The organism is Pseudomonas sp. IT-232MI5 (genome assembly GCF_949767845.1).
In the GTDB taxonomy this organism is placed as follows: domain Bacteria; phylum Pseudomonadota; class Gammaproteobacteria; order Pseudomonadales; family Pseudomonadaceae; genus Aquipseudomonas.
Window position 1 is genome coordinate 342589 of the sequence record NZ_CATKQE010000022.1, and the last position, 19352, is coordinate 361940.

Consider the following 19352-nt stretch of genomic DNA (forward strand, 5'->3'; position numbering starts at 1 on the left):
TAGAGATAAAAAATGACTAGCAAGACTTACGATGAATACAATTACTGGCTTGGCCAGAATGAAGACTCGAATTGGAATGAGTACATTACCGAGCAGGTAGCCCAGGGGGTTTTGCGAAAATTTGACTCCGAAGACTGGAAACTTCTTCGAGAAACTATTCTTTCAAAAGAGGAGTATTGGCAAGAACGAAGTACTGCTGCGCTCGGAGAACTACGATCTCATGATGCAATAGAGATTTTAAAAGCACTCCTTGACTCGAATTTTCCCGAGGTAACTATCGCTGCGGCATCGGAATTAGACTGGACAGAAGCAGCGATTGAACAAGAATACGCGGGGAAAATACAAAAAATCATAGATCTACTTCCACCGGAAGAGGTGGATTCTTATCCAGAGCTTGCAAGCCTACTAAAAAAAACCAAGAACCATGATTAAATACCAATTGTATCGGGGACAGACCACGTTTTCTTTTTCTGAAGGTAATCTGGAAAATATGGCGATGGCGGAGCACAACAACTCCATCTAGATAGGCAAAAAGTAAACTTCTACAAACTCGACGTACTTCCGGAAAAAAAATGAGAACTTTTCATGTGATTGCTAGCAAGGATATGGAGCCAAACCTCCCGCATAGCTCAAACTGGCCAAAGGTTATAGGCTACTCCTTCGCAGATAACTATCTTTATTTATCCGAAGGCAAAGGCCACGGCTTTGCCGCGAACGACATGCCTGATTCGAAAGCTAAAAGACCAGAATGGCTTGAAATATTCACAGCTTTAGACGCGACTTGGTTCCTTAACATGATTGACAACACTAACTTCACCAGCGAAACGGATTTCCGTGAAAAATTAACAGCACACATTGGCAACGTAGATACAATAATGTTTTGACCAACTCGAGTTCGGTATTACACCAGCAGGCAGGGCTCAACTGGCATCGAAGTGATGGTGTAATCCAAGCAGGAAAACAATCGTGTCTATGTGAAATCTGCCAACGCCTACCAATGCGTAAACGGCGGACAGACCACGGTTTCTTTTTTTTGCATCTATAATCTGCCCTTTGGAAACTCTCCTCTTTCTCGCTATTTAACGTGATCTGTCCCTGTACCATTACTGGTGATCTTCCCCCAAATTAAGTTACAAAAGCTCAGGCAACACAAAGCGGATGGAAAAAAGGTAAAGCAGTCAACAATAGCGTTCCTGGCGGGCAGCTAGGCGGTGATGTTTTTTACAACGATACAAACGTACTTCCTTCAGCCCCCGGCCGAACCTGGTATGAAGCTGACGTCGGTCTCAATAACACGATGTCGCGGAGCAATCAGCCGGGGACCAGGCAACTCTACTCAGATGACGGACTCCTTTACATAACTAGTGATCATTACGAAACTGTTACCCCTATTGGAAAGTGGAAGTAAATCAAAATGATAGTTGAGCTTGATGGATTGTCCATCTCATCTGAGCAAGAGTTCCATAAGCGGATAGCGTCTGCTTTTTCTGTTACTCAATACTATGGAAATAATCTTAATGCGCTTTGGGATCTACTCAGCACCGATGTAGAGCGCCCAATTGAATTAATTTGGACAAAATCAAAACATTCAGAAGAACGAATGGGCGACTCATATAGAAAAATATTAATTATTCTTGATCGAGTCAAAACTCAAGATGAAAACTTTGGACTGGATGAGAAATTTAGTTACCAACTGAAATAGTAAAGCTGTAAACGGGGAGCAGACCACGTTTTATTTTGTCTGAAAGTGGTCTGTCCCTGAATAACATAGAGAGCCTCTAATTCTTTCGACGGAACCCACTGTAAAAAGGGGACCACAAGAGACAAAGTGACAATACAAAAAAGGGGACAGATTTATTTTGTCTGACGGTGGTCTACCCCGAACGGCCATCAATCTTTCCGCATTCTAAACCTGGTTTTCTCCTGATTAATTACTTATGCAAATCCATCTTAACATCGAAGGCCTACCAGCCTACCCATACCCTACAAACTTCCTGCATTTTGCATCCATTGAACCAGAAACAGACATCGAGCCTTGGTGGCTGCTGGTATACAACGAAGGTACAATCAACAACTGGTACAAAACACTCAAACAGCTTTATCCAGAACGCACATTGATCCCATTTGCCAAATTCAACGCGAATGATGACATCGCATGTTTTGATGGGGATGATTTTTCTGGGCAGCCCCATGTGTTGATAATTCATGCTTATGCGTCAGAGGGTTGGGAACTTCACGCCACTTACGCTAGCTTCGATAAGTGGCTAGAAGAAGCCATGGTGCAAAATGCCGAGTGGCTCAACGAGGACTAAAAACTTTAATCCCGACAAGCCTGGTATTTGCTTTAGAAAAAACGAGAGAACCGCAGGCAGCCCCTGAGAAATCTCGTTGTTTAACCTCTACTCCCCCGGACTGAACAATCAAAGGACTGTAGCCTTGAAACGCCTGAATCGCCCATTTTCCATCCTCCTCGCCCTCACCTTCTCCCTCAATGCGAATGCACTGTCCCTTCGCTCCGAACAACGCCCCGACGGCACCACTGCCCTGTTACTTTCAAACGAACCCGCCGCAGAACGCGCGCCAAAGCTCAATCAGGATCCCGCGGTGCGCTCTGCACTGGTTGATTTTTTTGGCTATCAGACCGGTAGCTATACCAACGACAACACAATGATTGTGCAGCAAGTTCTGGAAGCGCTTGATTCGGAAATGTCGACGTTTGCGGACGGTGTGCCTGCCGGCAGCAAAATGATTACTGCCATGGATGATGGCAACAATGGGTTTGAGCGCGGCGCATTGTTGCTTAACGACAAGGGCCAGTTGGTCGCTGTCGGGCTGGTCAATGGCCACTGCACGGTCAAGTCGCGTGAGGAAGCTTTGACCTGTAATGATGCCCCGCAAACCGTGCTGACCATTTTCCAACCGCAAGGCGCTAAACAAGCTGATGCCGAATCTTTGATCGGCTGGAGTAAACAACTGCCTCCGATGATGGCGATATGGGCGGAAAGTGATGATCCGGAACGCCGAGCCAACGCGCAGAAAATTGCCAGCGTTGAATACGCTGCAACCAAACCGGAACAGGGAGCGTGGACAGCGGCACAGTTACCTTCCGACTTTCCCAAAGCCATGCTGGCGATGCTTCCGCAGCGGGCTCACCTGATAGGTGCTGGCGCCCACGGTGTTTTCACGACGCCGGGGATGGAGGGCACGCCGATTGAAGGTGATTGGGACAAAATAGCCGGCCGTCCACGACATGAGTTCGAAGTCATTCTCCGGACTTTTACAGAGTACGCAGACGTCATCGACTTCTATCAGCAGCATGCGAAGGATGCCGAAATCAGCGGCAACCAGAGAAAGGCACTCGTTGAAGGCTATATTGGTGGCGGAACCTACAAGATTGAAATCAGTAATAGAAAAGACGAAGGCACAGTGATCACACTCTCTGCTTGGCGACAAGAAGTCTGATTTATCCAAATAAAAAAAGGGCGACCCCATGATCGCCCTCTTTTAAATCAATATATTCTCCCCGTTTAAATCAAAGCTTTTGCAGCTCTTCTTTAGCTCCCGGAGCACCACGATCAATTGCTTTGAGCATCCAGTACTCGGCCTTGGATTTGCTTTTTGGCAAACCGCCACGTCCTTGCGCGTACATTTTCCCAAGCGCCAACTGCGCGTTGCCAAAATCGGCATCCGCAGACTTGCGGTAAAGCTTGGCTGCTTCACGTTGGTTTTTTACGGTGCCTCGCCCCTGTTCAAGCATTTGCGCCATTTCATACTGCGCGTACTTATTGCCGAGCGCGGCCGACTTGCCAAACCAGGAAAATGCCAGCGCTTCATCCTTGTCCACACCTCGTCCTGCGGCAATCATCTCCGCGAGGTTCAGCTGTCCGTAATCGTCACCGGTTTCAGCCAGTTTGCGATACCACTGAGCGGCAACGACATCGTCCTGTGTAACTCCGTCACCCTTCTCATAGAGGCTTGCCAGCAGCATGTAGGCTGAGGGATACCCACCTTCGGCGGATTGGTGGTAGTACGCTAATGCTTTGTCCATGTCCTTGAGATTTTTGATCGATCGGCCACCGCGATGGTATATCTGCGCCAAACTGAACTGGGCTTTGGCGTTACCTTGTTCCGCAGCTTTCAAATCCCAGTAAACACTTGCGTCTTCACCCTCAACGCTTCGATCCCAACGAAGTTCCTCAGCCAATCCGACTTGCGCTTCAGCATTACCTTGCTCCGCAGCTTTGCGAAACCACACTTCCGGCATGCCCGGTGACCACTGCTCAACCACCCCGCAGAGGTTCTCTTGAATGGCTTTGCCAAACTGCGTCTGCGCGTCAAGATCACCTGCGACCGCTTGTTCGTGCAGCCGCTCAGAATTTGGCGCGCACTTCCCTGCCTTCATGCCGTCGTAGTAATCACGCGGCGCTTGTGCCCACGTATTACAGGCGATGAACATTGAAAAAAGTGCCGTGCCCGCCGTACCGACAATTTTGAAACGCTTGATCATTTGTTACTTCCTTGTGGCTTAAAAAATCCAACGAAAACCTTGCGGAAAATACTAGCTCGCTTCGAACATCCGCTCGTCCACGTCGTACTTAACCACCACCCGATTCCGATACAGCCTCACCCTCTCCACCAATTCCCCAACCTGCCCCTTCTCCCGCACCTCTCGCCAAATCTCATTCTCCCGATACACCCGCGCGCCCTCCCGCACAAACCGATGCGCCTCCTGGAATACGTGATACCGATACTCCCTCACCCGATCACACAACAACTCCCCTTCAAGTTGTGTCTCGCCCACGTTCAGCTTCAACTGAAAGCTCCGATCCGTCGGGTTATGCAGCACCAGATCAACGTAGTTATAGAAAATCGCTGCCCCTGACCCGAACGGCAGTACCCGCCCCTCATCCGGAAACGGGTCGAAGCTGTGGTTGGAGCGCTCGACCACCACCAGCGGTGAATGAATGGCCATCCAGTGGATCAGGTTGCTCAGTTGGCATATGCCACCGCCTACCCCGCGTCGTGCCTCGCCGAAGGACAGTTCCATGCCTTCAACGTAGCCGCGCTTCAACGTCGGACGGCCGACGAGGCGGCAGAAGGAGAAGTGTTCGCCGGGGGCGATGATGACGCCGTCAATGGCGGCGATGGCGAGTTTGAGGTTGATGACTTTGTTGTGTTGCAGAGCGAGGTCGGAGTCGCCGAGTTTGCGGATGAGTTTCGAGGTGTGTTTGAGGTAGCGATATGGCATGCGCTCGGCCGTGGCGACGGGGCGTGCGTAGCGTTTGCTGGAACAGCGCCAGGCAATCTGGCGGAACAGTCTTTTTTGCCACACGCGCAGCCAGTACAAGGCCGGGTGGTAGAGGGAGAGTGGTTTCATCCGTGACACAACGGCGTGCGCCGTTTCTTCCTTGAACCGTGAGAGGGGCGCGCATTTTATCCGGTAATGACCGGCAGCACCCCATGCATTTCATAAGACCAGCGGTCTCCCTTCGGCATACATCTACCGTCACATCCGCAAATTAAGGTTCGACTAAGGTTGCCTCGCTACGATCGCGGCCAAGAAACCCTGTTGCCTTTGAATCGCAGATGAGCCCTTCCGACATGAAAGCGTTTGATTTACCAACCCAGCCAGCGTCGAATTTCAGCCTTGTCTTGGTAAATTACAAAACCCCGGACATCACCCGAATGTGCCTTGAGCTTTTGCGTGAGCACGTTCAGGAGCAACGCATTCCGGTGTGGGTGGTGGATAACGATTCGGCGGATGCCAGTCTCGATTACTTGCGTTCGCTCGACTGGATCAACTTGATCGAACGGCCTTCGCCGGGCAAGGAAGCTGGCCATATTGCGCACGGTAAAGCACTGGATCTGGCACTGGAAAAAGTCGACACCGATTATCTGTTTCTGTTGCACACCGACACCTTTGTCTATGACAAGGAAGTGTTTGCCATGATGATGCGCGAGTGCACGAAAACGCCGGACATGGCTGCAGTCGGTTGTGTCGAACAACTCAATCGCGGGATTGTGCGTGATACCTGGCGTTTAACTTCGCGTTTCTGCAAGCACTATGTTCGTAAAGCGAAAGTGCGTCTGGGTATGCGTTCGAAAATGCCAAGGCCGTACAAAGAAACGCATCTGAAAAGTTTCTGCACATTGTGGAATGCGCGCTTGATGAAGTCCCAAGGCCTGCACTTCTGCATGGATGACCTCGTGCCCGGCTACACGTTGCAAGATCGAATGAGCAGCCTGGGCTATGGCATCAAGTTTCTATCACCGCGCAAGATTTTCAGCTATCTGGATCACATCCAGGCAGGCACCGTCGCGGCGGCGGGCACCTACGGGAAAAATCACCGCAGGACAAAAATGTATCAGGCCACGCTGAAGCGCTTTCAAGAGCAGCAAGCCTGACGTGCAAATCTCGGTTTAATCCACCGCAAACAAAAAGGGCGACTTTTAAAGTCGCCCTTTTTGTTTGCAGAAATTGTATACAACTACTCCGTAGAGGTGTTCGCCCAGTGTAATGGCCTGGCAATCCATGCACCGGTAAAGAGCCCTGACACTGGGCGAACGGGAGGGATTTTAATGGAAGTTGGCAGATATGTCCTCATGCTTAAACATGAAATTTATGTACCAGAAAGTTAAAAAGTGTGTACCACCGATATTTACCGGGAAACTTCCGACAGACTTTTTTATATGATTGTTCTCATACATAAACCTGTACAAGAACAATCATTCTGTAGAGCTAATACTCAACTTTCGTGTTGACTGGTCACTTTCAAGATATCGGTGTAAGTGACAATAACGCTCTGCCCTTCTTTCAGATCTTTCAGTTTGGCTTGAATTTCAGGCTTTTTCACGTCGAGAACTTTCGACACGCCCGCCGGGTTTTGCAGGGTCACCTGATTTGTCTTCAAATCAATTTTGGTGATTTTCAATTGCACCTGAACCTGACGATACGCCTCGCCACCGGGGTTATCGCTGCCCGGGGCCTTACGCAACTCACCGGTACGTTCGGTGGTGCCAGGCAGACCTTTATCCACATCGGTGTCGAGGTAGGCGGCGACGGAACGCTGTACCTGGATGTTGACCTGATCGCCGGCCTTGAGATTGGCGAGGTTTTTCGCCTTGTCGCTGAGCTGAACATGAACCGGCTTGCCTTCGGCACCTTCGAGCACAACCTGATGGTTGGCGGCATCGACGGAGATCACCTTGGTGGTGACCTGATCGGCTTCAACAGTGGCGGACAGCGGAATATCGGCAGCCAGGGCGCCGAAGCTGGTGGCGGACAGTACGGTTGCGAGGGTGATGGCCTTGGCCAGTGCGTCGAGCTTCATATGCATTACTTTCCCTGTGATGAATGGCAGCGCCCGGCGCCGAATTGGCTTCGGCGACGAACGTGCCACTGAGCATAGACGCTGTTCAGGGCTTGGCTTTGGTTTGTGTCGAGGAGGTCTGTTGTTTGGCGGTGTCCTGCGCGGTGGACTCGCCGCTGGGTGTGCCTTTGCCAGTGTTTTCACGCTGTTTCGGGTCGGTGGGGCGCAGGGCGTCGTTGTCGCGTTCGGTTTCGCCCGGTGGCCGGGGTTCGTCGGGGTGTTCGCCTTGGGTGATCGGTTTCATTGGGGTGTCCTCAGGCTTTGGGGTCGTCGAGTTCACGGGTGACGTTGATCGCGGGGGAATCCTTGTGCAGGTCGTCGGCTTTGGCGCGCAGGATCTGCCATTGCTCAAGATCGATGGCGCCCTGGCCGAGCAGGTCATCGGCGATGCGTTGCAGATCGAAATAATGCGCGTCGGGGGATTGCTGCCAGTAGGTCCGGTCATCAAACAGACGCTGCCAGGTGGTCATGTCTGGGGGTTGCAGGTCGTCGCTCATGGCAAATCCTCGACAGGTTTTTCTGTAGAGGACAACACAGTAAGCCGAGTTCAAACCGATCCATTGTAGGAGCTGCCGAAGGCTGCGATCTTTTGATGTTGGTCTTAAAAGCAACCTCAACAGATCGCAGCCTTCGGCAGCTCCTACAGGGATTTGCGGATACCTTTCAGTACCCGGTCATTTCCAGATAGCCCCGGCCGGGATGGCTGCCGCTGGTGTGCACCGGGCCTTCCCAGTACGGGATACGCAGGTTCATCCAGGCGTTGGGGTTGAGCGCGTCGAGGCTGATGTCGAGGTGTTTGTCGGGGATGCTGATCGTCCATTTCACCGGCATAACCCGGCCAGCGACTTTCGCGGTGTCTTGCGGGTTGAGCTGGATCTGCGAGCTATTCAGGGTTTGCGTGTGGCCATCGGCAGCAATCCAGGTACCGGTGAGATACGGCGCGCCGTCCTTCTGGCGCATGCGGTAAAGCATCACGTGTTCGCCGCTGTCCAGGTGCAGGGAGAACCAGTCCCAACCGGTTTGATTGGCGGTCAGTGGCTGGCTGCTCCATTCCCGATCGAGCCACGCGGGGCCACTGACGGTGTAGCTCTGGCCGTCGATCTGCAACGTACCACTGGCCTGGAAAAACGGCTGACTGTAGTAATACGACGCCTGACCTTCTTCGGATTTCTGGCTGAAACCCTTGTCCCCCTGCAACACCAACGGACGACTGGACGTCAGGTGCAGTTGATAGGCGAAACCCTTGTCGCGAGCGCTGAGTTGCAGGTCGCTCAACGGATCCTGCGCCTGACTGGCAAACCGCCAATCATCAATCCACGCCTCGAACGGCGCCAGCCGCACACCCGCCTGCCCTACTCCACCTCGGGCGTAACGTTCGGCGGCGTGATGCACCGTGCTCGAAGTCACCGCCGCGTGCCCCAGCCAGATCGTCTGATCAGCCCACCCAGCCTGCTCCGCCACTGGTTTCAATGCACTGCGAAACAGCGTCCACTGCACGCCGAATTCGTTACCCTGCTGATCCTTGAGATTGGCGGTGACGTACCACCACTCAATGCGAAAACCGTTATGCACAGCGTGATCCGCCGGAAAACTGAACACCCGGCCCGGCACCACCGGCGTAAACGCCAACGCCTGATCGCCCATCCCGGCGAAGCCCTTTTGCTCCGGCGCCGGTTGATCGCAACCACCGAGCAACAACAAAACCATCAGCACAACGAGGTTAATCCTCATGGGCAAACGTCCTCAACAGGTCCGCCGGTTGCGTGCGGTACAGCGAGTACAGCGGCCATGCCGACGCCAGCAACGTCGCCAGCAACGCCCACCCCATCAACTGCAGCAATTGCCACGGAAACACCCGTAACGGCAGCCGCCAGCCAAACGCTTGCACGTTGATCACCGCATCCAGGCACCACGCCAGCGCGATCCCCAGCGGCAACGCTAACACCAGCGTCAGCACCGCCAACAGCCAGGTCTGACCAAGATTGAGCAGCATCAATTGCCGCCGCGTTACGCCCAACGCCCATAGCGGTGCGAGTTGGCCGAGGCGGCTTTGACTCTGCGTCAGCAGGTTGATGAACAGCGCGACACCCGCCACCGCCAGGGTCAGACTGTTCAACGCCGCTGTCGCCGCAAAGGTGCGTTCGAAAACCTGCACCGACCAGCCCTTGAGCCGCGCCTGATCGACGATGCGGCTGTCCTCCAGTTGAAAGCGCGCCTGCAAGCTAATCAACAACGCCGGGATGCTCTGCGGCTCGATGCGCAGATTGAAACGGTTCGGCGTCAGTTGCGGCCAGCCGCGCAGCAGGTGGTGGATACTGACCAGCAAATGCCCCTTGGGATTGCCGTAGTCGGCGTAGATGCCGACGATGCGCGGCGACCAAGTGCCGTTGGGTGTCGGAATCGCCACATTTTCACCCACGTGCAATTTCAGGCGCCGGGCGATTTGCTCGCTGAGCATCACCGCATCATCCGTGGCCAGATGTGCCCACGGATCGTCGCCCATCGCATCAAGCAGCGGCCAGTGCTGGCGATAATGCGCGTGATCGATGATGCCGAACACTTCCGCCGGCCAGCCTTGCAACGTCACCGCGACCTGCCAGTTGGGCAGAATCGCCGCAACATTCGGCTGCTGCTTGAGCCAGCTGTACATTTCCCGCGACTGCGCCGGATTGCTCGGGTTGATATACAGCTCGGCGCTCAGGCGTTGTTCGAGCCAGTCGTTGAAGGTCTGGCGAAAACCGGCGGTCATGCTGCCCGCACCAATATTGGCAGCGAGCGCCAAAAGCAATGCCATCAACGCCAGACTCAGTGCCGGCAGTTGCTGGCGGCAATCGGCGAGAAACCACTGACCGAGCACCGAGCGACTGCGCCCGAGCAACTGATTCAACAACGCGCTGAGCAACACCGGTAGCGCCAATGCCGCGCCGATCAGCAACCCGGCCATGAGGACAAAACCACTGGCCAGACTGTCGCCCCAGATCAACGCCGCCAACGCAATCAAAACCAACCCTGCCGCCAGCCAGCCTTGTCGACGCAACCACCGAGCATATTGCTGGTGCCAGGCTTGCGGATCGGCCACGGCCAACAACGGCAAACGGGCGGCGCGCAACAGACTGTTGGCCCCGGCAAGCAACGCGCCGAGCAGGCTCAAACCGATGCCGCTGAACCACCACCACGGACTGAGGCGCAGCTGCCCCGCCACTTCGGCGCCATACAAACCGCGCAGGCTGGCGGCGACATCCGGCAGCAAGACACTGGCCAACCAATAACCGCTGATCACGCCGAACAGCCCGCCGATCAGCGCCAGCACACCCAGCTCAACGATCAAGCAAAAAATCAGCATTCGCGCGCTGACCCCACAGGCGCGCAGCGTACGCAACAAGCCGCGCCGTTGCTCCAAAGCAAGGCCGATGGCGGCGTGGACAATGAACAAGCCGACCACGAACGAGAGAAATCCCAGCGCATCGAGATTCAGGTGAAAGCTTTCGGTCAGTCGCGCCAGATTGTTTTCCTCGCCGCTGCTTTTGAGCTGCAACTGCCCCTTGAACACGGCGGGTAACTCGGCGTGAAAATCCTTGGGCAACAACAGCCGCGACAATTGCCCGGGTTGTTCCAATAGGGTCTGCGCGACGCCGATGTCGACCAGCAACAGGCCGGGCGCCATGTCCTTTTGCGCGAGCAATGGCGGCAATCGCAGACCATTAGCCGTTTGCGGCGTGTCGCCTTCGCGCAGACCCAGCGCTTGCAAGGTTTCCGGTGAAATCCAGGTACTGCCCGGCGGCGTGAAAAACTCGACGACACGCTCAATCGGCAGCGCCTGCCCGGCCACTGCGGAATCGGCCGGCAATGACACCGGCTCGATGCCCATCAGTTGCAGGCGCTGATCTTCATGGCCCTTGAGCAGCAACCGACCCTGCAGCAGTGGTGACACAGGCCAGCCCTGTCGACGCAGATCAACGAACCATTGCTGCGCAAAAGTCGCCCCGTTCGGTGTGCTGAGACTGGCCTGCGGTTCACCGCCGATCAATTGGCTGGCCCGCGCGTAGCTGTCGCGCGCCTGACTGTTCAACGCTTCGACGCCAGTCAACAGACTGGTCGCCAGCCACAACCCGGTCAGCACACTGAAAAACTGCACCGGATGACGCCGCCAATGGCTGAGCAACGCGCGTAGCGTTTGCGCAAAGACGATCACGTCAGCCGTCCACTGGACAACACCACTCGCTGCGCCAATCGGGCCGCGACTCGCGGGCTGTGGGTGACCATCAACAAAGTGGTTGGCGTGTCATCGAGCAATTCCAGCAACAGCCGCAGGACTTCGTCGCTGGTGGTTTCGTCGAGGCTACCGGTGGGCTCATCGGCCAACAGCAATTTCGGCTGCGAGGCCAATGCCCGGCCCAACGCGACCCGCTGCTGCTGACCACCGGAAAGTTGCTCGGGATAACGCTTGAGCAAATCACCCAGGCCCAAACGCTGCACCAGATGCGCCTGCCAACGCGGCTCATGACGCCCGGCAAGGCGCGCTTGAAAAGCGAGATTGTCTTCGATGCGCAGGCTGCCGATCAGGTTGAACTGCTGGAACACCAGGCCGATTTCGCTGCGCCGCCAATTCGCCAGTTGCGCCTCGTTCATCGTTTCCAATCGATGCTCGCCGCTGCGAATGCTGCCGCTGTCGACTTTGTCGAGGCCGGCCACCAGGTGCAGCAAGGTGCTTTTGCCACTGCCGGATTCGCCCATCAGTGCCAGGCTGCTGCCGGATTCCAGCGTCAGGTCGACGCCTTGCAGCACCGGCAATGGGCCTTGCGGGGTGAGATAGCTTTTGAAGACGTTTTCAACACGAAGCATGCCGCCACCTGATCGGTCAGTGTGGGGCAAGGATAGCGGATGCCGGTGACAGAGCTGCATCTTGCGGTGAACTCTATGGCCTCATCGCTGGCAAGCCAGCTCCCACAGGGAATGAGGTTGTTCACAAATATTGAATTCACCCTAAAACACTGTGGGAGCTGGCTTGCCAGCGATGGGGCCAGTCCTGCCAACTCTAAACTTACTGACCAGCCGCGACACTCGCCGGCGCCTGCGATGGCGTGACAATGCTGCCCAGATCAATGTGCTTCCACTCAGGCTTGGCCCCCAGCCGCGCATTGAAGCGGTAGTTGAAGGTAAATTCATCCGCCGTCGCGACACTCAGTGGCTTGCCATAAACAGCTTCGATCCCCGTCAGGTCATAGCCCATCAACTGCAACAGCGTCGGGAAAATGTTGTAGTGACTGGAACGATCCTTGTTCGCCGCCAGTTGTGCCGACCAGTCCAGCGTTTTCAGATCGCTGCCCTGAATCACCACCAGCGGCACCAATCCTTCCTCCTCCACTGGATCGCCACCGCAGTGAGTGTTCAAGCCCGGATTACCGCGCTCATGCAAATCCTGGCCATGATCAGACGTATAGATCAGCAACGCATTGTTCAGATTGCCCTGAGCGAAGACCCGCGCAAAGAACTCGCCGACATTCCACAACACGGTGTTCTTGTAGGCGTTGCGGTACAGCACCCAATCATCAGGCTGACCATTGAAACCGTTGCGCTCGCCGGTATCGGCCACCTCGGTGAACTGCCCGCGCGGCAAGGTCGGGCGGTAGGCCATGAACGCATCCGGGTATTTGTCATGCACCGGGAAGTGCGCGCCGACCTTGTTGATCACCACCAGCTCCGGCTGGTCATCGTTGAGCAATTCGATCAGCTTCGCTGCCGCCGCCATGTCGCGATCGCGCACGCTGGTCTGGTCGAATTGCACGAACTGGTCGATGTCCTTCTTCTCGGTTTCGGTCATCAGGTTCTGCAGGTTGCCGGCGGTGCGCTGGGCGTCGATGTACACGGTGCGCAGACCGGCCTTCTTGGCGTACTGCCAAATCGACGGCAGCGTGCTGTTGATGCGCATGTAGTCGGCGCGGGTGCCGCCATAGCGCAGGGTCACGTTGGTGTCGGCGCTGCAATTGGCGATGGACGCCGCGTAGCCGTAATTGAAGACATCGACGCCGGGACGCGCCTGTTTGAGGTTGCTGTGCACACCGAACGGCGCGTTGATGTCGAGGTAATTGCCGGAGATGCTTTCGTCGATGATCAGCACGATGTCATGCCCGACGGCTTGTGAGGTGCGCGCCAGCGTCACTGGTTCGCGCGGGCCGACGGTGTTGTGCAGCGCTTCATAGGCAAACAGATTGAGGTAGGCCAGCGGCGTGTACATGATCGGCAAGCCGCGCGCGCCCTCACCCGCACGCAAAAACAGCACCGCACTGAGCAGCAGCACACCACACAGTGGCGCCGCCACACGCAAAGCGTTGGGAACCGCCAACCCATGGCGGGGCTTCAGACCGATGCCGAACAGCAACAGCAAACCACTGAGCACGCCACGCAGGAGCGCGTCCCGGTACTGGTACGCCGCTTCCTGGATGAAACCGCCGGAGTAAACCAATGAGACGAAACCGCTGTAGGTCAGGTAATCCGCCGTGACCCGGGTATAGACATCGAAAAACACTGCCGAGACAAACATTGCCAATGCGAACACGTGGCGAATGAGAGTCTGCCTTATATACGCCATTAGATATAACGCCAAAGTAAGCGCCAAAAACATCGCGCCAAAAAGAAGTACAGCAAAACTGAAGCCGATAGCATTTAACCGATCAATGTAATATTCGGAATAAATCAACAAATAAACAATTAAGAACAATTCTTTGGCATATCTGAACATGGCGATACCGATCGGGCAAACGGCAGGGAGTCAAAGGTTTGTCAGTCAGAACCTGACACTAGCACCCGGCCATCAAAGCGCAAGAATTGACTGTTTTTTATAGAAAGCGTCAAAAAAACGGTGACTCAAATCTGACACAACCAAGACGCTACAAGCCTTTAAATTAGCGGCTTACGACCGTTTATCGCTTATTTAAAATCTGAACAAATCTGCACAAAAGCAACAAATTCAATCGCAGCAATGACTTGATGGCCAATCGCCAAAAAATGCTCAAGTGTTATACAGATGCAACATGTCATTTTGCTGACACGCTTTTCAAACGCTGCGCTATACCCCTTTAACAATCTCATTCCGTAGTTAACTTTTGGTGTTATTGAGGTGCGCAGATGGACGTGAGCGTATTTGGCACTGGCTATGTCGGACTTATACAAGCCGCCGCACTTGCAGATGTCGGTCATCGCGTTTTATGCGTGGACATTGACCCAAACAAGATTAAACAACTGCAACAAGCGGTGCCGCCCATTAGCGAGCCAGGTTTGTCCAGCACGCTTGAGGAAAACATCAAGGCCGGCCGTCTGCTGTTCAGCACCCAGGCCAGCGACGCGGTCGAGCATGCCGAGCTGATTTTCATCGCCGTCGGCACCCCGGCCGATGAGGATGGCTCCGCCGACCTCAGCCACGTGCTCAACGTCGCCAGGCAAATCGCTTCGTATATGGAAGCTGACCGCACCCTCATCATCAAATCCACGGTACCGGTGGGCACGGCTGATCAGGTGTTGGCTACCGCCAACAGCGAACTGCTGCGCCGCGGCAAGACTGATCTGCAAGTGCGGGTAGTGTCCAACCCGGAATTCCTCAAAGAAGGCAGCGCCCTCGCCGACTGCATGCGTCCGGACCGGATCATCGTCGGCACCCGCGACGACGCGGCCCGCGAGCAGATGAGCGAGCTATACGCACCGTTCTGCCGCAACCACGAAAAACTGATGTTCATGGACAACCGCAGCGCCGAACTGACCAAGTACGCCGCCAACGCCATGCTCGCCACGCGCATCAGTTTCATGAACGAGTTGGCCAATCTCACCGAACTGCTCGGTGCCGACATCGAAGCGGTGCGCAAAGGCATCGGTTCGGATCCGCGCATCGGCTACCACTTCATCTATCCGGGCTGCGGCTTCGGTGGCTCGTGCTTTCCCAAAGACTTGCGCGCCCTGCTGCACACCGCCGAACACAACGGCATGCCGCTGAAACTGCTGCGCAGCGTCACCGACGTCAACGACCTGCAGCGGCACATCCTGTTCAGCAAACTCAAAGCACAGTTCCCGCAAGGCCTGGCGGGTAAATCGATTGCTGTATGGGGTCTAGCGTTCAAACCAAACACCGATGACATGCGCGAAGCACCGAGCCGTTATCTGATGGATGCGCTGTGGGCCGAGGGTGCCAGTGTGCAGGCCTACGACCCGGAAGCCATGTCCGAATGCCGGCGCCTCTACGGTTACCGCAATGACCTGCACCTGTGCGCCACCCGCGACGACACCCTGGAAGACGCCGATGCCCTGGTGATCTGCACCGAGTGGAAAAACTTCCGCGTGGTCGATTTCGAGTTGCTCGCCGAAAAGCTGCGTTCGAAGGTGATCATCGACGGCCGCAACCTCTACAACCCGGAACAAGTGGCGGCCGCCGGCCTGCATTACAGCGGCATCGGTCTACGTCACATTGCGCCTGAAGGACTACGGCCATGAAGGTCTTGGTCACCGGTGCGGCCGGCTTCATTGGTGCCCATTGCGTGCTGCGGCTGATGCGCGACGGACACTCGGTGGTCGGTCTGGATAATTTCAACGCCTACTACGACCCGCAACTCAAGCACGATCGCGTGCAATGGGTGCGTGAGCAGGTCGGCGATTTCCAGCTCGCCACGGTTGACCTGGCCGATGCCTCGGCCATCGAAGCGCTGTTTGTCCGCGAACGTCCGCAAGTGGTGATTCACCTGGCGGCGCAGGCCGGGGTGCGCTACTCGCTGGAAAATCCACGGGCATATCTGGACAGCAACCTGAACGGTTTCCTCAACATTCTGGAGAGTTGCCGGCATCACCCGGTCGAGCATTTGATTTACGCCTCGTCGAGTTCGGTGTACGGCGCCAACCAGCACACGCCGTACTCGGTGCAGGACGGCGTCAATCATCCGCTGTCGCTGTACGCCGCGACCAAGAAAGCCAATGAACTGATGGCGCACAGTTACAGCCACCTGTTCGGCATTCCTTGCACCGGCCTGCGCTTTTTCACCGTGTATGGGCCTTGGGGCCGGCCGGACATGTCGCCGATCCAGTTCGCCCGGGCGATCAGCGAAGGGATGCCGCTGAAGCTGTTCAACTACGGCGAACACCAGCGCGATTTCACCTACATCGACGACATCATCGAAAGCATCGCTCGCCTCACCCACCGCCCGCCGCACGCCGATCCGCAATGGGATCGCAAGCAACCCGACCCGGCCAGCAGCATGGCACCGTGGCGGTTGTTCAACATCGGCGGGCAGCATCCGGTTGAACTCAAGACCTATCTGGCGCTGATGGAAAAGCACCTCGGCCAGAAAGCCATTGTCGAGCTGCTGCCGCTGCAACCGGGCGACGTACTCAACACCTGCGCCGAGGCCAGCGACCTGGCTCAGGCCACCGGATTTCAGCCCCGGATAGAGCTGGATGAGGGACTCGGATGCTTTATCGCCTGGTTCCGCGACTACTACCCCACTGCCTATCGCCCACGCGCCGTTCGCGGCTGAATGAATGTGGAGGACTCCATGACTGGACATGAGAAAAGTGTAGCGATCCAAGAAATGCGCCGCGACAAGCGCGTGGATCCCGAGCACCGAATGCGTCTCGACGCGGCGATTCATCGCCAGGGTCGCGGCTGGTTTACGGGCCGCGACGGCGGTCGGCCATGGCAACTGTCACGCACCAATCGGGTGGTCGCCTGCCTTGGGGCGCTGCTGATCCTGGTGCTGATCTCGCCGCTGTTGCTGGGTCTGGCGCTGGTCATCAAATTCTCCAGCCCCGGGCCGGTGATGTTCGTGCAGAAACGCACCGGATATCGCGGCCGCAAATTCGGCATGTTCAAATTTCGCACCATGGTGGCCAACGCCGAAGAACTGAAAGAGTCGCTGCGTCACCTCAACAAACACGGTGCCGACGCGATCGATTTCAAGATCGACCACGACCCGCGCATCACCCGCATCGGCGGTTTCCTGCGGCGCACCAGCCTCGATGAATTGCCCAACCTGATCAATGTAGTGACCGGCGACATGCGCCTGGTCGGGCCGCGTCCGACCTCGTTCAACGCTTACCGCTACAAGGACAACCACCTCGCGCGTCTGGCGATCTACCCCGGCATGACCGGCCTGTGGCAGATCTCCGGACGCAGCAATATCGACTTCGACCAGCGCGTTGAGTTGGACCTCAGCTACATCGCCGAGCAGAGCCTTCTGCTTGATCTGAAGATTCTGTTGAAAACCCCCTTCAAAGTATTCAGCGGCCACGGAGCAAGCTAATGGACGGTTCAACCAATAAAAGCCTGAGCATCGCCACCCCCAGCGAATCGAACCTGACCTCGACCGTGCTGGATCTCGATCTGCGGATCCTGTTCCTGACCGCCGCCAACCCCGGCGCCGGCACCACCACCAGTGCCCTGGCGCTGGCCAGCCAACTGGCGCAAATGAGCAGCGGCCAAGTGCTGCTGGTCGACGCCAGCCAGTCGGCCGACAACCTCACCCAGCAGTTGAACCTGAGCAAGGAGCGCGGCCTGCGCGACTTGCTGTTCAACCCCGACAAACCGCCGCTGTTGCAGGACTGTGTGGTGCAGGTCTCGAGCCTGCCGTTCCACGTGCTGCCCAACGGCCGGCCAATCCGCACCCTGGAGCACCTGACCGCCGAGCGTCTGAGCCCGTTGCTTGATCAATTGGGCAGCCAGTACCGCTTCGTGGTGATCGACGGCGACGCGGTGTACTCCGCCGCCGACACGCTGGTGATCAGCACTCAGGTCGACGGCGTGGTGTTTGTGGTACGCGCCGAAGACACCCGTTGGGAAGTCGCCCAGGCCGCCGTGCAACGCCTGACCCAGGCCGGGGCAAAAGTGGTCGGTAGCGTGTTCAACCGGCGCAAGTACTACATGCCCAAATGGCTTTACAAAAACCTGTAAGCGAACGCAAAGGATGACGCCATGAACGCCAAAATGCTTGTCCTGCTGTTGCTGCCGCTTGCAGGCTGCACCAGCAATTCCGAAACCCGCAACATGCCGGTGAATATCCTCACCGCCACACCGGCCAACGCGCAGGCCACTGACATGCCGAGGGTCGAGCAGACCCTGCGCCCGAAAGATGTGCTGGATGTGATTTTCCACATCAGTACCAGTGGCTCGGACGCTTACCGCGTGCAGTCGGGTGACCAGATCGGCCTGAACTTCACCGCCGCCAGTCAGCTCAACGGCACGCAACTGGTGCTGCCTGACGGCACCATCGAACTGCCGGGCGCCAACACCTCGGTGAAAATCGCCGGGCTGACCAGCGACGAGGCGCGGCAGGAAATCCAGCGCGCCTATCAACGCAAGCAGCTGTTCCAGCCCAACCGCAATCAGCTCTCGGTGCAGATTCTCAGCCCGCTGAGCAACGAGCAGAACCTCAAAAGCGCGCTGAACCACCCGGCCACCGGCATGAGCCGCGAAATCACCGTCGGCACCGATGGCTATGCGAGTTTTCCGGAAATCGGCGCTGTGCCGCTGCAAGGCATGACGGTCAATCAACTGGAAACCTTCCTCAATAGCAAGTACGCGCAATTGCCGGGACGGATGACTGTGGATGTGCTGCTGAAATCCACCGCCGGCAACGAGATCTACGTACTCGGCGAAGTCGCTCAACCGGGCTCGTACCCGATCCGCCGGCCGGTGTCGGTGCTTGAGGCGCTGACCCTGGCGCGCGGTACCAATGTCAAGGCGCGTCTCGATTCGGTGGTGATCATGCGGCGCAACGGCAATCAGGTGCAGGCCATGAACTACGACGTGGAGAAAGCACTGTCGGGCGATGCGCCACAGATCGCCTACCTGCAACCGGACGACATGCTTTACGTACCGAAAACCAAATTGGCCAGCGCCGGCGAACTCGCCCGCCAATTGGCCGATGTGGTGCTGTTCCAGGGCGTGGGTTTCAGCTTCGGCTACCGCGTCGACAACAAAGGCAGTGACAACTGACTCTCAGGTGAACG

Annotated in this window: 20 protein-coding genes and 1 pseudogene; 12 read left to right on the top strand and 9 right to left on the bottom strand. The window is 56.3% G+C overall.

The features are described from left to right. Positions 1-12: 12 nt before the first annotated feature. The 6 genes and pseudogenes from ACM6JQ_RS14925 (at position 13) to ACM6JQ_RS14950 (ending at position 3462) form a co-directional block, all read left to right on the top strand. Complete coding sequence (locus ACM6JQ_RS14925) at positions 13-432, top strand: HEAT repeat domain-containing protein (protein ID WP_007919503.1); 420 nt, start codon at positions 13-15, stop codon at positions 430-432. A gap of 140 nt (positions 433-572) precedes the next feature. Beyond that, positions 573-884 carry a hypothetical protein gene (locus ACM6JQ_RS14930; protein ID WP_414894093.1) on the top strand — a complete coding sequence of 104 codons (312 nt, stop codon included), beginning with the start codon at positions 573-575 and terminating at the stop codon, positions 882-884. Between the two features lie 257 nt (positions 885-1141). Further along, positions 1142-1408, top strand: a pseudogene (locus ACM6JQ_RS14935) (hypothetical protein); the annotation flags it as partial. Between the two features lie 6 nt (positions 1409-1414). Beyond that, positions 1415-1702, top strand: a complete 288-nt coding sequence (locus ACM6JQ_RS14940) for a barstar family protein (protein ID WP_081498759.1) — start codon at positions 1415-1417, stop codon at positions 1700-1702. A gap of 235 nt (positions 1703-1937) precedes the next feature. Next, a complete protein-coding gene (locus ACM6JQ_RS14945; RefSeq protein ID WP_414894094.1) occupies positions 1938-2312 on the top strand; it encodes an SMI1/KNR4 family protein in 375 nt (124 codons plus the stop codon). A 124-nt stretch (positions 2313-2436) separates the two neighbouring features. Then, complete coding sequence (locus ACM6JQ_RS14950; RefSeq protein ID WP_007919497.1) at positions 2437-3462, top strand: hypothetical protein; 1026 nt, start codon at positions 2437-2439, stop codon at positions 3460-3462. Positions 3463-3532: 70 nt separating this feature from the next. On the opposite strand, the gene ACM6JQ_RS14955 is transcribed toward ACM6JQ_RS14950, so the two are convergent. Then, complete coding sequence (locus ACM6JQ_RS14955; RefSeq protein WP_414894095.1) at positions 3533-4507, bottom strand: tetratricopeptide repeat protein; 975 nt, start codon at positions 4505-4507, stop codon at positions 3533-3535. A gap of 51 nt (positions 4508-4558) precedes the next feature. Then, positions 4559-5377, bottom strand: coding sequence for a VanW family protein (locus ACM6JQ_RS14960; RefSeq protein WP_414894096.1), 819 nt, complete (start codon positions 5375-5377; stop codon positions 4559-4561). A 224-nt stretch (positions 5378-5601) separates the two neighbouring features. On the opposite strand from ACM6JQ_RS14960, the gene ACM6JQ_RS14965 reads away from it, so the two are divergent. Then, complete coding sequence (locus ACM6JQ_RS14965; RefSeq protein WP_102902789.1) at positions 5602-6405, top strand: glycosyltransferase family 2 protein; 804 nt, start codon at positions 5602-5604, stop codon at positions 6403-6405. A gap of 341 nt (positions 6406-6746) precedes the next feature. Here the strand turns inward: ACM6JQ_RS14965 and ACM6JQ_RS14970 are convergent, their stop codons facing one another. From ACM6JQ_RS14970 to ACM6JQ_RS15000, 7 genes are all read right to left on the bottom strand, one after another. Continuing rightward, complete coding sequence (locus ACM6JQ_RS14970; RefSeq protein WP_042704991.1) at positions 6747-7331, bottom strand: hypothetical protein; 585 nt, start codon at positions 7329-7331, stop codon at positions 6747-6749. An 85-nt stretch (positions 7332-7416) separates the two neighbouring features. After that, positions 7417-7614 carry a hypothetical protein gene (locus tag ACM6JQ_RS14975; protein WP_007919492.1) on the bottom strand — a complete coding sequence of 66 codons (198 nt, stop codon included), beginning with the start codon at positions 7612-7614 and terminating at the stop codon, positions 7417-7419. A 10-nt stretch (positions 7615-7624) separates the two neighbouring features. Beyond that, the gene (locus ACM6JQ_RS14980; RefSeq protein ID WP_414894097.1) at positions 7625-7867 is read right to left on the bottom strand and encodes a hypothetical protein; all 243 of its coding nucleotides are present in this window, start codon (positions 7865-7867) and stop codon (positions 7625-7627) included. Between the two features lie 166 nt (positions 7868-8033). After that, complete coding sequence (locus ACM6JQ_RS14985; protein WP_414894098.1) at positions 8034-9101, bottom strand: lipocalin-like domain-containing protein; 1068 nt, start codon at positions 9099-9101, stop codon at positions 8034-8036. Then, entirely contained in the window at positions 9091-11562 is a 2472-nt protein-coding gene (locus ACM6JQ_RS14990; protein ID WP_414894099.1) for an FtsX-like permease family protein, read from the bottom strand. Before ACM6JQ_RS14990 ends, ACM6JQ_RS14985 begins: the two co-directional genes overlap by 11 nt. Continuing rightward, entirely contained in the window at positions 11559-12212 is a 654-nt protein-coding gene (locus tag ACM6JQ_RS14995) for an ABC transporter ATP-binding protein (protein WP_414894100.1), read from the bottom strand. Before ACM6JQ_RS14995 ends, ACM6JQ_RS14990 begins: the two co-directional genes overlap by 4 nt. A 199-nt stretch (positions 12213-12411) precedes the next feature. Then, a complete protein-coding gene (locus tag ACM6JQ_RS15000; protein ID WP_414894101.1) occupies positions 12412-14109 on the bottom strand; it encodes a sulfatase-like hydrolase/transferase in 1698 nt (565 codons plus the stop codon). A 386-nt stretch (positions 14110-14495) separates the two neighbouring features. Between ACM6JQ_RS15000 and ACM6JQ_RS15005 the strand changes: the two genes are divergently transcribed. From ACM6JQ_RS15005 to ACM6JQ_RS15025, 5 genes are read left to right on the top strand one after another with little or no spacing between them, the layout of a single operon-like run. Further along, the gene (locus ACM6JQ_RS15005; protein WP_095111616.1) at positions 14496-15848 is read left to right on the top strand and encodes a UDP-glucose dehydrogenase family protein; all 1353 of its coding nucleotides are present in this window, start codon (positions 14496-14498) and stop codon (positions 15846-15848) included. Next, on the top strand, positions 15845-16882 hold the full coding sequence (locus tag ACM6JQ_RS15010) for an NAD-dependent epimerase (RefSeq protein WP_007919479.1): 1038 nt from the start codon (positions 15845-15847) through the stop codon (positions 16880-16882). Before ACM6JQ_RS15005 ends, ACM6JQ_RS15010 begins: the two co-directional genes overlap by 4 nt. 18 nt (positions 16883-16900) lie before the next feature. Beyond that, the gene (locus tag ACM6JQ_RS15015; RefSeq protein WP_007919478.1) at positions 16901-17647 is read left to right on the top strand and encodes a sugar transferase; all 747 of its coding nucleotides are present in this window, start codon (positions 16901-16903) and stop codon (positions 17645-17647) included. Further along, the gene (locus tag ACM6JQ_RS15020; protein WP_095111617.1) at positions 17647-18294 is read left to right on the top strand and encodes a CpsD/CapB family tyrosine-protein kinase; all 648 of its coding nucleotides are present in this window, start codon (positions 17647-17649) and stop codon (positions 18292-18294) included. The genes ACM6JQ_RS15015 and ACM6JQ_RS15020 overlap by 1 nt, the downstream gene beginning before the upstream one ends. 21 nt (positions 18295-18315) lie before the next feature. Then, positions 18316-19338 carry a polysaccharide biosynthesis/export family protein gene (locus ACM6JQ_RS15025; RefSeq protein ID WP_007919474.1) on the top strand — a complete coding sequence of 341 codons (1023 nt, stop codon included), beginning with the start codon at positions 18316-18318 and terminating at the stop codon, positions 19336-19338. The last annotated feature ends 14 nt before the right edge of the window (positions 19339-19352 follow it).

Excerpts from the sequence above, each read along its gene's own strand:
- ACM6JQ_RS14925 (WP_007919503.1), top strand. The coding sequence starts at position 13 with ATGACTAGCAAGACTTACGATGAATACAATTACTGGCTTGGCCAGAAT.
- ACM6JQ_RS14930 (WP_414894093.1), top strand. The coding sequence starts at position 573 with ATGAGAACTTTTCATGTGATTGCTAGCAAGGATATGGAGCCAAACCTC.
- ACM6JQ_RS14940 (WP_081498759.1), top strand. The coding sequence starts at position 1,415 with ATGATAGTTGAGCTTGATGGATTGTCCATCTCATCTGAGCAAGAGTTC.
- ACM6JQ_RS14945 (WP_414894094.1), top strand. The coding sequence starts at position 1,938 with ATGCAAATCCATCTTAACATCGAAGGCCTACCAGCCTACCCATACCCT.
- ACM6JQ_RS14955 (WP_414894095.1), bottom strand. The coding sequence starts at position 4,507 with ATGATCAAGCGTTTCAAAATTGTCGGTACGGCGGGCACGGCACTTTTT.
- ACM6JQ_RS14960 (WP_414894096.1), bottom strand. The coding sequence starts at position 5,377 with ATGAAACCACTCTCCCTCTACCACCCGGCCTTGTACTGGCTGCGCGTG.
- ACM6JQ_RS14965 (WP_102902789.1), top strand. The coding sequence starts at position 5,602 with ATGAAAGCGTTTGATTTACCAACCCAGCCAGCGTCGAATTTCAGCCTT.
- ACM6JQ_RS14970 (WP_042704991.1), bottom strand. The coding sequence starts at position 7,331 with ATGAAGCTCGACGCACTGGCCAAGGCCATCACCCTCGCAACCGTACTG.
- ACM6JQ_RS14975 (WP_007919492.1), bottom strand. The coding sequence starts at position 7,614 with ATGAAACCGATCACCCAAGGCGAACACCCCGACGAACCCCGGCCACCG.
- ACM6JQ_RS14980 (WP_414894097.1), bottom strand. The coding sequence starts at position 7,867 with ATGAGCGACGACCTGCAACCCCCAGACATGACCACCTGGCAGCGTCTG.
- ACM6JQ_RS14985 (WP_414894098.1), bottom strand. The coding sequence starts at position 9,101 with ATGAGGATTAACCTCGTTGTGCTGATGGTTTTGTTGTTGCTCGGTGGT.
- ACM6JQ_RS14995 (WP_414894100.1), bottom strand. The coding sequence starts at position 12,212 with ATGCTTCGTGTTGAAAACGTCTTCAAAAGCTATCTCACCCCGCAAGGC.
- ACM6JQ_RS15000 (WP_414894101.1), bottom strand. The coding sequence starts at position 14,109 with ATGTTCAGATATGCCAAAGAATTGTTCTTAATTGTTTATTTGTTGATT.
- ACM6JQ_RS15005 (WP_095111616.1), top strand. The coding sequence starts at position 14,496 with ATGGACGTGAGCGTATTTGGCACTGGCTATGTCGGACTTATACAAGCC.
- ACM6JQ_RS15010 (WP_007919479.1), top strand. The coding sequence starts at position 15,845 with ATGAAGGTCTTGGTCACCGGTGCGGCCGGCTTCATTGGTGCCCATTGC.
- ACM6JQ_RS15015 (WP_007919478.1), top strand. The coding sequence starts at position 16,901 with ATGACTGGACATGAGAAAAGTGTAGCGATCCAAGAAATGCGCCGCGAC.
- ACM6JQ_RS15020 (WP_095111617.1), top strand. The coding sequence starts at position 17,647 with ATGGACGGTTCAACCAATAAAAGCCTGAGCATCGCCACCCCCAGCGAA.
- ACM6JQ_RS15025 (WP_007919474.1), top strand. The coding sequence starts at position 18,316 with ATGAACGCCAAAATGCTTGTCCTGCTGTTGCTGCCGCTTGCAGGCTGC.